The 14,277-nt window shown below is 64.1% G+C and carries 9 protein-coding genes and 1 tRNA gene; 6 read left to right on the forward strand and 4 right to left on the reverse strand.

Features of this window, described 5'->3' with window-relative positions:
- Positions 1–302 precede the first annotated feature (302 nt).
- Together C8J24_RS16765 and C8J24_RS16770 are read left to right on the forward strand one after the other, a co-directional pair.
- Positions 303–1,052: an SGNH/GDSL hydrolase family protein gene (locus C8J24_RS16765; RefSeq protein WP_107934156.1), complete on the forward strand. Its 750-nt coding sequence runs from the start codon at positions 303–305 to the stop codon at positions 1,050–1,052.
- On the forward strand, positions 1,049–2,524 hold the full coding sequence (locus C8J24_RS16770) for a carboxylesterase/lipase family protein (protein WP_107934158.1): 1,476 nt from the start codon (positions 1,049–1,051) through the stop codon (positions 2,522–2,524). The genes C8J24_RS16765 and C8J24_RS16770 overlap by 4 nt, the downstream gene beginning before the upstream one ends.
- On the opposite strand, the gene C8J24_RS16775 is transcribed toward C8J24_RS16770, so the two are convergent.
- Complete coding sequence (locus C8J24_RS16775; RefSeq protein ID WP_107934160.1) at positions 2,521–4,113, reverse strand: tryptophan halogenase family protein; 1,593 nt, start codon at positions 4,111–4,113, stop codon at positions 2,521–2,523. The genes C8J24_RS16770 and C8J24_RS16775 overlap by 4 nt on opposite strands.
- A gap of 86 nt (positions 4,114–4,199) precedes the next feature.
- Entirely contained in the window at positions 4,200–7,379 is a 3,180-nt protein-coding gene (locus tag C8J24_RS16780) for a TonB-dependent receptor (protein ID WP_243845751.1), read from the reverse strand.
- Positions 7,380–7,558: 179 nt separating this feature from the next.
- Between C8J24_RS16780 and C8J24_RS16785 the strand changes: the two genes are divergently transcribed.
- The 3 genes from C8J24_RS16785 to C8J24_RS16795 all read left to right on the forward strand — a co-directional run bounded on the left by C8J24_RS16785 (position 7,559) and on the right by C8J24_RS16795 (position 12,607).
- Positions 7,559–8,602 (forward strand): ROK family protein, encoded by a 1,044-nt coding sequence (locus tag C8J24_RS16785; RefSeq protein ID WP_244180824.1) that lies wholly within the window; start codon positions 7,559–7,561, stop codon positions 8,600–8,602.
- Between the two features lie 67 nt (positions 8,603–8,669).
- Positions 8,670–12,122 carry a glycosyl hydrolase 2 galactose-binding domain-containing protein gene (locus tag C8J24_RS16790; RefSeq protein WP_107934164.1) on the forward strand — a complete coding sequence of 1,151 codons (3,453 nt, stop codon included), beginning with the start codon at positions 8,670–8,672 and terminating at the stop codon, positions 12,120–12,122.
- A gap of 215 nt (positions 12,123–12,337) precedes the next feature.
- Positions 12,338–12,607 carry a hypothetical protein gene (locus tag C8J24_RS16795; protein ID WP_146163730.1) on the forward strand — a complete coding sequence of 90 codons (270 nt, stop codon included), beginning with the start codon at positions 12,338–12,340 and terminating at the stop codon, positions 12,605–12,607.
- Here C8J24_RS16795 and C8J24_RS16800 read toward each other — a convergent pair whose 3' ends face one another.
- Positions 12,608–13,135 (reverse strand): helix-turn-helix domain-containing protein, encoded by a 528-nt coding sequence (locus C8J24_RS16800; protein ID WP_107934168.1) that lies wholly within the window; start codon positions 13,133–13,135, stop codon positions 12,608–12,610.
- Between C8J24_RS16800 and C8J24_RS18005 the strand changes: the two genes are divergently transcribed.
- Positions 13,045–13,584 (forward strand): recombinase family protein, encoded by a 540-nt coding sequence (locus C8J24_RS18005; RefSeq protein WP_107934338.1) that lies wholly within the window; start codon positions 13,045–13,047, stop codon positions 13,582–13,584. The two genes, C8J24_RS16800 and C8J24_RS18005, sit on opposite strands and share 91 nt — an antisense overlap.
- Positions 13,585–14,077: 493 nt before the next feature.
- Here C8J24_RS18005 and C8J24_RS16815 read toward each other — a convergent pair.
- Positions 14,078–14,154: transfer RNA gene (locus tag C8J24_RS16815), tRNA-Met, on the reverse strand.
- Between the last annotated feature and the right edge of the window lie 123 nt (positions 14,155–14,277).

Genomic DNA, 14,277 nt, shown 5'->3' on the forward strand with positions numbered 1-14,277 from the left:
CTTCGCCACTGTGCTTGCCGCCGACCCCTGCCCTACGAGTATCTACTGAATCTGTTGCAGCGGCCCAGCGGGTCAGCGTGCTAGGCTGTCATTGAGCTCAATGACCAGCACCGCCGCCCCAAGCGTGCTGCCAGATTGCAGGCAACAAGTTGGAGACCGTCGTGGCCCCACGCTCTGCGAAACCCACGCTGCCCTGGATCAGTGTGAGGATAAGGCACCACAACCCATAGTTGGCCGGTCGCACAAAATTTAGCTTTGCCGTCTCATTATGCGATAGCGCTGCGAGAGTTCCGGAGCGCAATATGAAAACGATCTTACTCAGCTTGTCTCTGGCAGCAGTGGCCGCACCGACAATCGCGAAGACGGATGATGTGAAGGCCAGCGCCGCGCGCCAAGCGGAGGAGCGGTTGCATACCGATTGGGCATGGCTCGGCCGCTACACGGAGGCCAATGCGGAGTTGCCGGCCGGCATGGCGGGCCCACGCGTCGTCTTCATCGGCGATTCAATCACACAGGGCTGGTTCGACATGGCCCCTACCTTCTTTACCGACAACAACCGCATCGGACGCGGGATCGGTGGGCAGACCACGCCGCAGATGGTGTTGCGCTTTCGCCAGGACGTGATCGATCTGAAACCCGCAGTCGTACAGATCATGGCCGGCACCAACGACATTGCCGGTAATACCGGGCCGATGACGCCCGACCAGTCGAAGGCCAATATCATGACGATGGCGGAACTTGCGCGCGCGCACGGGATCCGTGTGATCCTCGCCTCGATCCCGCCCGCCGCGAATTTTCCGTGGCGGCCCGGCCTCGAAACCGCCGACAAGATCGTGGCGATGAATAGCTGGTTGAAGGGGTATGCTGCGCAGACCGGCGCTACCTATGCCGATTACTGGACGGCGCTACACGACGGCAAGGGGTTCCGCGCGAGCCTGACCTATGACGGCGTCCATCCGAACAAGGCGGGATATGCCGTCATGGGACCGGTTGCCGAAGCGGCGATCCGCGCGTCGCTCGCCAAGCCGGCGCCAAAGGCGCTCGCCCAGTGATCGTCCTCGCGCTGGCGCTCGCAGCCGTCACCGCCGGCCCGGTGGTGCGCGCCGACGATGGTCCGGTCCGCGGCGAGGCGCTTGCGAACGGCGGTGCAGTGTTCCGCGGCATCCGCTTCGCCAAACCGCCGACCGGACCGCTGCGGTGGCGCGCGCCCGAACGGCCGACGCGTTGGACTGAACCTGTCGAGGCAATTGCGACCCATGCGGCCTGTCCGCAACCCGTCTATGGCGACTGGAACCGGGACGCGGCGATCAATAGCTCGGAGGATTGCCTGTTCCTCGACGTACGCACGCCGCCGTCGAGCGCGACCGCGGCGCTGCCGGTGCTGGTATGGATCCACGGCGGTGGCAATCGCGCGGGCGCCGGGGGCGGCACCGTCGAATCGCGGATCACCGAAGCGGGCGTCGTGCTGGTGAGTGTCCAGTACCGCCTCGGCGCGCTAGGCTTCCTGTCGCATCCCGCCCTCAGCCGTGAACAGGGCGGGCATTCGGGCAATTACGCGCTGATGGACCAGCAGGCGGCGCTCGCCTGGGTCCAGCGCAACATCGCGCGCTTCGGCGGCGATCCAAAGCGCGTCACGATTGCGGGGGAATCTGCCGGCGCGCAGGACGTCGCGCTTCACCAGCTGGCCCCGGCTTCGCGCGGGTTGTTCGCGCAGGCGATCCAGGAAAGCGGAACGCCCGGCTTCGGTGTCGCTCCGCGCACGCTAGTGCAGAACGAACGCCTGGGTGAACGTCTCATAAGGGCCGCCGGACTGCCGGATACGGCCCCGACCGCCCAGCTCCGCAACCTGTCCGTCGCCAAAATCCTGGAGGCGCAAGACGCAGTCGATGTTCCCGATCTGGACGATGACAGCTTCATCTGGTTGCAGGCGATAATCGACGGTCGCGTCCTGACCGATACGCCCGCCAAGCTGCTGGCGAGCGGCCGGTTCGCGCGCACGCCGCTCGTCATCGGCGTCAACGCAAAGGAACTGCCCCTGCATGGCGGTGGCGCTGCGGCGGAGGCGACGGTTCGACGCGAATTCGGTGCGGGCGCCGACCGGGCGCTCGATCTCTACGGGCTCCAGCGCGGCGGCATACCTGTCGACGACCCGCGCCTGGGTGACGTCACCACGCAGATCGCCGATGACGTGACCTTTCGCTGTCCGACGATCGCCGTCTCGAGGGCATTCGCACGCGCAGGCGTACCGGTGTGGCAGTATCAGTTCGACTACGCGCCGACTGGCCGCACGGTCAGCCATGCAAGCGAGATCGGCTATGTGTTCAACCCGCCGCAACCCGGCCAGCCGCCGCTGCAACGCTATTGGGTCAACTTCGTCAGAACCGGCAATCCCAACAGCGGCGGGTTGCCCCTATGGGCGCGCTATTCGGCCGACACGCGCGCTTACATGGCGTTCGAACAGACCGGCCCGGCTGCGCGGCGAGACCTGCGCGGGCCAATCTGCACGCTGCGCGACATTCCCTAACGCGCCGGCATCATCAGGCGATCGGGAGCGCCGCCGGGCTCGGCAGCCTGCGCGCGCGCCGGATGGCGCGCCGACAGGCCGAGGAACGCGTCGTGCGGCTGCGCGAGCGCAACTGCCTGTGCAATCGACTCCTTCATGCGGGCAAACGCCGATTCCAGGGCCGGAATCGAGAAATGGTCGGCACCGGGATCATGCGCGGCCGCGTCGATCCCGAAGCCTGCATACATCGACAGCCAGCTCGGATCCTGGAACGATTCCCACTCATACCGGACCAGATGGCCGCGCGCCTTGAACAACCGGAGCTTGTGCGCCAGCGCCTCGGGAAGCGCCGTGTCGCGGCAGCGATCCCACATTGGCTCTCCACGCCTGACATTGGCAAAATAATGGAGCAGCAGGAAATCGCGGATCCGCTCATATTCCAATCCGGTCGTGCGATTATATTCCTCCGCCAGCGCGGGATCAAACCCGCGATCGGGCAGCAAGGCGAGAAGCTTCTCGATACCCGTCTGTATCAGCGTGATGCTGGTCGATTCGAGCGGTTCCATGAAGCCCGCGGCGAGACCAAGTGCGACACAGTTCCCCTGCCAGAAGGCCGTACGCCGCCCAGTGCGAAAGCGGATCATGTTTGGCTCGCCTAGCCCTTCGCCCTCGAGCCTCCTCTTCAGCGTAGCGACCGCCTCGTCGTCAGAGATGTGACGGCTCGAATAGACATAGCCGTTGCCGACGCGGTGCTGGAGCGGGATGCGCCACTGCCAACCGGCTTCGAGCGCGGTGCTGCGTGTATACGGGGTCAGCGGCCCCGATCGCGTGCACGGCATCGCCACTGCCCGGTCGCACGGCAGCAGGTTCGTCCAGTCTTCATACGGCACGCCCAGCGCGCCGCCGAGCAGCAGCGACCGGAACCCCGAGCAGTCGACGAACAGATCGCCATCGATCGCCTTGCCGCAACTGGTGTCCACCCCGCTGATGAACCCCGTACGACCGTCGACGCGCACATCGGTGATAGTGGCATCGATGTGTTCGACGCCCCATGCGATCGCCTTCTGCGCCAAGAACCGTGCGAATAGCCCCGCATCGAAGTGCACCGCCCAGTCGAAAAACAGCAGATCATGAACCGGCCGGTCGGTCGGCGGCATGAACAGGTTGCGCTCCGCCAGCGCGGTCGCGAGACAGAAATCGGCCAGCGGCGAAGCGTGGCCGGCAACGTTCATCTTGCGCCAGTAATGATGGAACGCCACGCCGCGCGATCGCATGCCGTACAGGCCGAACGGGTGGAAGAAGCGCTCGCCTTCGCGCTTCCAGTCGACGAACTCGATGCCGAGTTTGACCGTGCCCTGCGTCGCCGCCATCACCTCCTGCTCGGTGACGCCGATTTCGCGGAAGAAATCGCGGATGCCCGGCACGGTCGCCTCGCCGACGCCGACCGTGCCGATCGCGCTGGAGTCGATGACCGTGATCTTGACAGGCTGTCGCTCGAGCCGGCGCGCGAGCAACGTTGCCGCCATCCATCCCGCCGTGCCGCCCCCGACGATGACGATCGAGCGCAGCGGCCCGCGGGCGGATGCCGGACCCGGTGTTCTGCCCGTCATGACCAACTCCCCGTCAACGCTGTCCGGCGTACAGGTCCCCGCCACCCCGATGAAAGCCGGCGGGCATCTGCGTCACACATTACGCCTCAGAACTTGAAGCGTGCACCCGCCATGAACCGGCGCTCGTAAATGTTGTTGTAGGCCTTCTCGTCCGGGAAGGTCAGATAGTATTTCTCGTATTCTCCGGTCAGGTTCGACCCTTGCGCATACAGCGTCAGGTTCGGCGTGAAGTCGTAGCTGATCGACGCGTCAACATAGTTGGTTGGCTGCTGATAGAGTTCGAGACCCTGGATACCGCCGAAATTCTGCTGCACCGCGCGCTTGGAGCGATAATTCCACGCGACACGCGCCTGGAAATGATCGTCCTGGTAGAAGCCCGCCAGATTGGTCTGGATCTTCGAATTATCCTGGAACGGGATCGCATCGCCCTTCAGATCGACCGCGCCGGAGTCGGACGGCGAATAGGTGATGTTCGCGTCGATACCGAAGTTGGTCAGGATCGACGGCATGAAGCCTAGGTCGCTGAACGACTGTTTCCAGCCTGCCTCGACGCCCTTCAGCGTCCCGCCATCGCCCTGCACCGGGGTGCTGATCGAGACCGTCCGGTTGCGGACGACGCCGTCATTGTCGGGCAGGTCGGTGCGGACGATGTTGCCCGACTGGATGAAGCTCGCAACGTCGATGTAGAAGGCACCGACGCTGATCAGGCTGCTCGCGCCGATATAATATTCGAGCGATCCCTCGACGTTGGTGGCGCGCCACGGATCGAGCTGCGGGTTGCCGTTGGAACTGCCGCCGGTGACGCGGAACACGGGCGAACCGGGGTTGCTCGTGTCGATCGCATAGGTCGGGTTAAGGCCGCCGCCCCATTGGTTGAGGTCGAGCAACGTCATCGTCTTAGAATAGGCAAGCCGCAGCTTCACATTCTCGGCGAGGTTGAACGCGAGATTGAAGGCGGGCAGGAAGTCGGTGAAGCTGCGCTTGGTCTCGACGGTGCCGTTGCTCAGATTGGCCAGGCCATAGGGCTGTGGCGAACCGGTGACGAACTGCGTGATGTCGAGCTTGGTGTTGATGACCTTGAGGCCTGCATTGCCCGACACCGGGATGCCGAACACGTCGCCCTTGACGTTGAGCTGCGCGTAGCCCGAAATCTGCTTCACGCCGACGTTGAACGACGCGCCGGGGTTCTGCACTTCCACGTTGCCGGGATAAAAACTGTTCTGGAACGCCAGCGCGTTGTCCATCACCTTGGGATCCAGCACGTAGATCGGCGGCAGGCCAGCGCCCGGCAGGTTGTACTGCTTGACCTGCCCGTTGAAGATCGGATCGCTCGCCTTGCGGACCTGCCCTGCGGTGTAGGGAGCGAAGCTGGCGGTCCCGAACGTGCCCGTACCGGCACGGCACGAGGCATCGTTCAGGGGGACGTCGAATGCCTTCCATTTGACCAGGCAGCCACCCGCCTGCGACGCCTGCCCGGCATAGAGCGGTGCCGCGCGATCGAATTCGAAATCGTCGACCGTGCGCTCGCTATACCGGCCACCCAGGGCCAGGCTGACATTGTCGTTCGCCTCGTAGGAGACGTCACCGCGGATCAGCTTGAGGTCGCCCTTGCGCCGGTAATTGCCCTCCGACGAGGTCGTCTTCATCGTGTAGCTGTCGATATTGCCGAGCGCGTTCGTCAGCTGCGATGGCAGCGTGAACACGGGCTGGTTGCCGGTGAAATCGACCGTCGCTGGTAGCGACGCCGCGCCCGCCAAGGTGTTGACCACATAGCCGCCGGGATTGAACGCGACGTCTCCCGTCGGATAATGACCGATCCCGCCCGGCTGCCACTGCGCGCCGTTGGACGGGCTGAACTGCAGATAGCTCTGGTCGTAGTTCGAATAGGCCTTGCCGTAGATACCGCGCAGGCTTGCCTTGAAGCGACCGCCATTGTCGTACTTGAGTTCGACATTGTAGTTCTGCGACTGCGACTTGAAGCGATCATTCTGCGCGTACGAGTCGAAGTTGCCGAGATCGTAATTATAGACTTGTGTGGTGTTCAGGTCATAGTCGCGAGTCACGCCGCCGTTGCTGAGCGAAACAACCGAACCGGTGTTACGCGACTGTCCCGGGACGAATTCGGCCGCCTGCCAGTTCACGTTCTGCATCTGGATGCCGGCAGTCCGGTCGTTCTCGTTCTGGCGGGTGAAGAACGCGTCGGCGTTCAAGGTCAGCGCATCGCTGATCTCCCACTGCGCCGAGGCATTGATACCGATCCGCTCGCGCTGGTTCACCTTGTCCCAGGCGGTGAAACCCTGTGGGACGATGAACGCGTCGTTCGAGTCACCATCGCCGTTCACGTCGCGGCCGGTACCGACGATCGTGCCCTTGGGACGATTGGCGGGCGAAAAGCCGCTGCTCAGGTTGACGTCGCCAGTCGGGTTGGCGGCGGTGTTGAACTGCTCGTTGTGGAGCGCTGCGCCATAGCCTTCCTGGATGCCGTTGTGCGAGTTCGACAGATGCAGGTTCGAATAGGCCCCGGACACGAGGAAGCCGACCTTCTCACCACGGAAGCCGAACAAGCCATTCAGGTTTGGATCGAATTCCTTGGTCTTGTCGCCGTACGCGCCCTCGGCGGCAGCCGCGAAGGTGAAGCCCTTCTTCAGGTCGAACGGACGGCGCGTGCGCAGATTGACGGTGCCGGTGATGCCCGCGTTGAGCAGGTCCGCCGTGCTCGACTTGATGACGTCGGCGCCGGCGAACAGCTGCGACGGGATGTCGTTGAAATTCGGCTGGATCGTCGTGATCGATTGCGCGCCGAGATAGGCCTCGCCGTTGAGCAGCGTCGTCACCTGTGGCAGGCCGCGAATGTTGATTGCGGCCCCCTCACCCGCGTCGCGGCGGATCTGCACGCCAGGGATACGCTGGAGCGAATCCGAGATGGTCACGTCGGGCAGCTTGCCGATGTCTTCGGCGGAGATCGAATCGGTGACCGACGCGGCATCGCGCTTCAGGTTGACCGCACGCCGCTGCGCGCCGCGAATGCCGGTAACGACGATGTCCTCGCTTTCTGCGGCGGCATCACTCGTCGGGGTGGTCGGGGTTTGCGTTTCGCTCGCCTGATCGGCCGCAGCGGCGGACGGCGATGCAGCCTGATCTGTGGGCGCGCTTTGCAACACCCCCTGCGTCGTCGATGTTTGCTGCGCGAGCGCAGTACTGCTGCTGACCAACGCCGTCACCGACGCGGCGACCATCAACATGTTCTTGGATTTTGCGCGCAACATTCCGACCCTCTCCCTCACAATCAACACCGCCAGCGATTGGCGAACGCTTTAGCCTGCGAGAATGAAGTTGATCGGCGCCGCGGCGCCCTACCCCTCTCCCACGTGCCAGCCGCAACTTACCGTTGTCTTGCCACCCGTGTTCTACCGCGCCGCAAAGCGCCGTCAATTGGATAATCAATTTGCGTTTATTTTTCGAACTGGCATTGTCGTTCGGGATGGCCGTGCAGCGGTCACGACCATGGGGGGAGGATATCGTGGGGGAGAGTGGTACCATTGCCAACATCGGCGGGCTGGTATGCGAAGATGCCGCGCCGGCGCTCGGTATCGATTTTGGCGGTACGAAGATCGAAGCCGTGTTGCTCTCGAAAGACGGCGCGGCTGCGTGGCGGCAACGCATTCCCAATCCCGGCAGCTACGACAGCGCGCTGACCGCGATATCGAACCTGGTCGCCGCGGCGGACGACGCCGGGGGCGCGCGCTGCACGGTCGGGATCGGTGCACCGGGCTCGCCGTCACCGCGAACCGGGATCATGCGCAACAGCAACTCTACCTATCTCAATGGCCGCCCCTTTCGCGAGGACCTCGCCCGGGCGCTCGGTCGCCCCGTACGGCTGGTCAACGATGCCAATTGCCTGGCCCTGTCGGAGGCGATCGATGGTGCCGCTGAGGGTGCGCAGAGCGTCTTTGCGCTGGTGATCGGTACCGGAGTCGGTGGTGGCGTTGTGCTGTCCGGCGCCGCGATTGATGGTGCACACGGGATCGCTGGCGAGATCGGCCATCTGCCCCTGCCCTGGCCCGGCGGACGCGAGGCCGATGCTCCGACATGCTGGTGCGGGCTGTCGGGCTGCATCGAGAGCTGGGTTTCGGGTACCGGCTTTGCGCGGGCCGCGGCCACCGAACACGGGCTGGCGCTCAGCGCGCCCGACATCGTTGCCGCGGCGCGCTCCGGCGACCCCGCGGCCCGCGCCGCGCTAAGTGCCTATGTCGATCGCCTCGGGCGTGTGCTCGCGCTCGTCGTCAACCTGCTCGACCCCGAGGTGATCGTCCTTGGCGGCGGCATGTCGAACGTCACCGAAATCTACGCCGGCCTGCCCGATGTCGTGCGCCACCACACATTTTCCGACCTGTGGGACGGCCGTATCGTGCCCGCACGCTGGGGCGACGCCTCCGGCGTTCGCGGTGCCGCAAGATTGTGGACAAAAGATCCGCAGGTCGGTCACTGACCCGGCATACCGCGGCTCAAAACTGACCGGCAGCACTGCCAAGCCGGCACCTCAGGAGGGACTATTCATGCGACTGGCGACACTCACCACCCTGTTACTGCTAGGAACGGCCCTGTCGGGCGCGGTCGCAGCGCAAACCACGCCAGCCGACGCGCCAGCAGCGATCGGCAACGCCGGCCCCTATAACGTCGACATCCTCGCCGGCGGGATCGGCGTCGAGCGCGACCTGACCGGCGCGCAGGCAGGGGTCGCCGCCGATGCGCCCTGGACACTGTCGACCTGGGTCCGGCCCGGTGCAACGCGCATGACCGGCACCCTGCTGGCCGTCGGCGGTCCGCTGGGGGCCTGCCGCTGTCTCTCGCTCGTCGATGGCCGCGTCACCGGCGCCGACGGCAGCGTCCGCGTCACCGGCGGAAGCATGCTCGCCGCCGGTCGCTGGACGCATGTCGCCGCCGTGTCGGACGGTCGCACGCTGACGCTCTATGTCGACGGCCGGCCGGTCGCGTCGCGCGCCGGCCGCTCGGTCGCCGTCACGCCCCGTCTGGCACTGGCACCCGTTACCGGCACCGGCCGCGCGAAGCAGCATTTCGGCGGATCGCTGGCCAACGCGACGTTCGACGCGCGCGCGCGGAGCGCCGCGGCACTGGCCGACGAAGCCCGCGCGCAGCCAGACTTCGCGCTCGTCCAGTTCTGGCAGGTCGGCGTCGGCTGGCCGCTCCAGAAACAAGCCAATATCGGTTTGACGCAGCAACAGGATCCGTGGACGCTGCCAAAGGCACGCGGCGACGCCACCACGCCGCCGGTCTTAAATATGCCCTTGCCGCCAACGGGGTTGGCGCCGGCACGCGACGGCCGCTGGCTGGTGAACGGCTGGCAGCTCGCCGCCGCGCCGGACGTGCGCGACGATGGTGCGACGCTGTCACGTCCGGGCGTGCCCAGCGGCACCTGGCGTGCCGCAACCGTGCCGGGCACCGTGCTGACCACGCTGGTCGATCGCGGAGTCTATCCCGACCCCTATTACGGGTTGAATAACCTCAAGATTCCCGAAAGCCTCGCCCGGCAGGATTACTGGTACCGCACCAGCTTCACAGTCCCGCCCGAAGCCGCCGGAAAGCGGCTTACGCTCGTCTTCGGCGGCATCAACTATGCCGCGGACGTCTGGGCAAACGGCCGCAAGCTCGGCAGCACACGCGGCGCATTCATCCGCGGCCAATTCGATCTCATCCCCGTCGCCGGTGACAATGTCGTCGCGGTGCGCGTGTCGCCGCCGCCCCATCCCGGCATTCCGCACGAACAGTCGATCAGCGCCGGCGTCGGCGAGAATGGCGGGCAGCTCGCCATCGACGGTCCGACCTTCGTCGCCACCGAAGGGTGGGACTGGATTCCCGGCATCCGCGACCGCAACACCGGGCTGTGGCGTCCGGTCGAACTGCTGGCGCATGGCGACGTCCGCCTGCTCGACCCACAGGTCGTCACCGACCTGCCGCTGCCACGGACCGACCGTGCCGATGTTTACATCACCGTCCCCGTTCGCAACGACGGCACCACGCCGCGCAGCGTCACCGTTCGCGCGGCGTTTGGCGATGTGCATGTCGAGAAGACGGTGACCGTATCGCCCGGCGAGACGAAGGTCGCCTTCTCGCCCAAGGACTTCGCCCAGCTGCGCGTCGCAAATCCGAAACTCTGGTGGCCGAACGGCTATGGCGAGCAGGCGCTGTACCAATTGTCGCTCGAGGCGCTGGCTGATGGCCGGCTGTCGGACACGCGTACCGACCGGTTCGGGATCCGTGAGGTGAGCTACGACCTGTCGCTGTTCGATACCGCGGGCGCGCTCCGGCGGGTCAATCTGCAGTTCACCGATGGCAGCCTGCGCGGCGAACGTCTTATCGACGTCCGTCACGAAGCGATCAAGCAGTCGCCGAACGGGTGGACCGAGTCGCTGACCGTCGCCGGCCAAACCTCACCGGCGGTGACGCCTGTCGAGGAGACGATGCCCGAGCCGCATTTGACCATCCGCGTGAACGGCGTGCAGATCGCGGCGCGCGGCGGCAACTGGGGCATGGACGATGCGATGAAACGCGTCGGCCGGGACCGGCTGGCACCCTATTTCCGTCTCCAGAAGGAGGCGCACATGAACGTCATCCGCAACTGGATGGGTAATAACACCGAAGCCGAGTTTTTCGACCTCGCCGACGAGACCGGCATGATGGTGCTCAACGATTTCTGGCAATCAACGCAGAATTTCCAGGTCGAGCCGCAGGACCCAGAGCTCTTCCTCAAGAATGCGGACGACGTCGTGCGGCGCTATCGCAATCACCCGTCGATCATCCTGTGGTTCGGCCGCAACGAAGGCGTGCCCTATCCCACGCTGAACGAAGGGCTCGACGATCTCATCGCGCGCGAGGATGGCACGCGCTGGTTCACGGGCAGCTCGAACGTCGTCAATCTGCAGGGATCGGGGCCGTACAACTACCGGCCACCGGTGGGCTATTTCACCGATCTGGCCAGCGGCTTCTCAGTCGAAACGGGAACGCCGTCGCTCTCGACGCTTGAATCCGTCCGCGCCACCATGCCCGATAGCGAGACCTGGCCGCTCAGCGACACGCTGGCCTATCACGACTGGCATTTTGCCGGGAACGGCGACACCAAGACGTTCATGACGACGCTGGCGACGATGTTCGGGCCTGCGACGAGCTTCGCCGATTTCGAGCGGAAAGCACAGATGATGAATCTCGAGACGCACAAGGCGATGTATGAAGGGTTTCTGGGCCATCTCTGGACCAAGAACTCCGGTCGGCTCCTGTGGATGACCCACCCGGCCTGGCCGTCGAACGCATGGCAGATCTACAGCTGGGACTATGATACTCATGCGGCATATTACGGGGCGAAAAAGGCCGCGGAGCCGCTCCACGTTCAGCTGAACTTGCCGGGCAACGAACTGGTCGTACTCAATACCACCCGCGAGCCACGCCCCGGCCTTCTCGTACGCACGCGGGTCGTCGGGCTCGACAATGCCGAACTGTTCAGCCGCGAGGATCGTCTCGATGCAAAGGCGAATGCGGCAACCCCGCTTGCCGCCGTACCACTCGACCGCCTGTTCGCATCGCATCCGATGGTTCTGGTCAAGCTCGACATGACCGATCGGTCCGGCACGACGGTTGCGGAGAATTTCTACTGGCGCGGCAAGGACGAGGCTGCCTATCAGATGCTCAACAGCCTGCAGAGCGTTACCCTGAGCAGTTCGGTTGCCGCCCCGATATCGGTCGGTGACGACATGATGGTTGCCGTGACGCTCACCAATGCCACCAAGGTGCCCGCGCTCAATGCGAAGCTGACGCTGGTCGATACGGCGGGAAAGCGCATCCTGCCGGCATTCTACAACGACAATTATGTCGCGCTCCTGCCCGGTGAGACCCGGCGCATTGAAATCCGCTATCCAAAGACGGTCGGCGCGGCACCGGCGGCGGTGACGTTACGAGGCTGGAACCTCCCGGAAATGACGCGTCCGATCGGACGATAGCGCGTTTGATCGTACGCAGGTCATGATGGGGCGCGACTGCGTCGCCGCCCCTGATGTTCAGAACTACGTCCGGATCAGGACGCTTTGAAGGGCGACGGGGCACACCTGAATATACGGCGCTCTACGTTAAAAGTGCCACCTAATGCGGAATGCCGGCTTTCCACCAAGGAGCGACACTCGGTCCCCCGCCCCGTCTCTTGAACGAACGTCCGTTTATGCAGATCGCCGGCCGAAAGCAGACTGGCTGCTCTCTTCCAGTTTTGCATGCAGAAGGTCTGATGTTGCCGAAAACCGCGGGATGGCTCAAAAAAAAACTACGCGGCGGTAGATCGTACGACCGCACGACATCGGGCACCGCGCTACTCCTCCTCATCCTTGCGCGACCGACCAGCGGCGCGATCGGCAAGGACCGTGTTGCTGAAAGCGACGCGGCGATCTTCGCGCGGACGATCGAGATCATCGTCGTGCCATGTGAAGAGCTTTGATCAACCAGCTTCCGCGTGCTCGATCCTAGAGGTGCGAGGCCGACACCGCGGATTGCCGCGACAGTTCGGGAAGGCTCGATCCGAGCGCCCGACGTTCCGCACGCAATCGCTGGCATAATTCAAAGACTCGAGTGTCTTGCCGCGTGCCATCGAACTGTCGCAACGGCGCGGAACCGACCCCTCGCACTGCCACGTCGGACAATCAATGTCTAACTCGAGGATAATGCGGTCGAGCGTTTGCGCCTGCGGCCAGGTGCGGCCATTCTCGATCCGCGACACGGCAACGCGGGTCATTCCCACACTGAAGGCACGTGCTTCCTGACTGAACGGCCCTAAGGCCGCTGCACGGATAATATTGGCACAGGGACAGAAGCGCAACAGGCGCTCGCCGAGCTTGTGCGCCTGTTGGCAAGGGAAGCGGCCATCGAACATCGTGTATGCATGCGGGATTCCCGTACCGTCGAAGCTGTGAAACAATAACCCATGCTCACCTCCCTGCCCCGCCGTATCACGCTGTACGGTCGTCATTCGACCGCCATCCAAGCTGCCTCATCAAGCGCGTATTAGATTGCATCCTGTGCGCCGTTGGTCGGCTATCTCGGCGATACGGTCGTGGCGACCTGGCGGATCCCGAATTGGCGGGCTATCGCCGCGACCGCCTGGGGTTGCAGCACTTTCTGCGCGCAGTGGAAGCAGGCGAGATCGACATGATCGCTTGCAAGGCACTCGACTGGCTCGCGCGTAATGCAAAGGACGTGGCCTGGCCGGGCAAGAAGCTCGCCTATTACCGCATCCCGTTCCATACCGTGAGCGAAGGCCATGTTGACGAGATCAAGTTCGCGGTGGACCGGCCTGCTTGGTTCGATCTTTCTGAAGCATCTCGTCGACAAGACGCTGCGCCACATGCAAGCCGCCGTGCTGGCCGAGCGCTTCGCTTGAGGGCGGGCCTATGGTTACAAGCACATCGTCCGACTTGACGCGAACGAGGAGGTGCAACGCGAACTGCTCGAAATCGACGAAGCGCAGGCCGAGGTCGTCCGGCGGATCTTCACATGGTTCGCCGGCGGAGTGTCGTCGATCCATATCGCTATGCGACTAAATCAAGAACGTGTGCCGTGCCCCTTAGCGGACAGTGGAACGCCTCGCTGCGGAAGATGATCGCCGTTCGCGAGGCGGAGATGGCGCAGCTTAGTGGCCGCACGCGCAACGAAACGTACGGCGCACCGGCGATACGAATGCCTACCCCCTCGTCGCTGCAGGAGCAGTTCGGTCGGAAGAACTGCGGACGTCGCTGAATGATGCGAACGGAACCCGCTTCAATCTTGTCGACGCTCATTGAGAGCGTAACGATCTATCTTGACGAACCCGAGTAGCCCGGAAGCGGTGGACGTAGCAAAGGTTCCAGGCATGATCACCTTTGTCACAAACGACAACGCCGCCCGTGAGGGCGGCGATTGTGGTGTAAGAAGTTGGTTGCGGGGACAGGATTTGAACCTGTGACCTTCAGGTTATGAGCCTGACGAGCTACCGGGCTGCTCCACCCCGCGACGGTCCTGTTAGGGACGTAAGGGTAGATGAGATTGTGAATGGGTTTTGATATCGTGTGATGCATGTCGCACGGGCTTCAATGCCTGGCGACGACCTACTCTTCCATCGCTTGAGCGATAGTA

It is taken from the genome of Sphingomonas aerolata (assembly GCF_003046295.1).
Classification (GTDB): domain Bacteria; phylum Pseudomonadota; class Alphaproteobacteria; order Sphingomonadales; family Sphingomonadaceae; genus Sphingomonas; species Sphingomonas aerolata.

Excerpts from the sequence above, each read along its gene's own strand:
- C8J24_RS16765 (WP_107934156.1), top strand. The coding sequence starts at position 303 with ATGAAAACGATCTTACTCAGCTTGTCTCTGGCAGCAGTGGCCGCACCG.
- C8J24_RS16775 (WP_107934160.1), bottom strand. The coding sequence starts at position 4,113 with ATGACGGGCAGAACACCGGGTCCGGCATCCGCCCGCGGGCCGCTGCGC.
- C8J24_RS16780 (WP_243845751.1), bottom strand. The coding sequence starts at position 7,379 with ATGTTGCGCGCAAAATCCAAGAACATGTTGATGGTCGCCGCGTCGGTG.
- C8J24_RS16790 (WP_107934164.1), top strand. The coding sequence starts at position 8,670 with ATGCGACTGGCGACACTCACCACCCTGTTACTGCTAGGAACGGCCCTG.
- C8J24_RS16795 (WP_146163730.1), top strand. The coding sequence starts at position 12,338 with ATGCAGATCGCCGGCCGAAAGCAGACTGGCTGCTCTCTTCCAGTTTTG.
- C8J24_RS18005 (WP_107934338.1), top strand. The coding sequence starts at position 13,045 with ATGCATGCGGGATTCCCGTACCGTCGAAGCTGTGAAACAATAACCCAT.
- C8J24_RS16800 (WP_107934168.1), bottom strand. The coding sequence starts at position 13,135 with ATGACGACCGTACAGCGTGATACGGCGGGGCAGGGAGGTGAGCATGGG.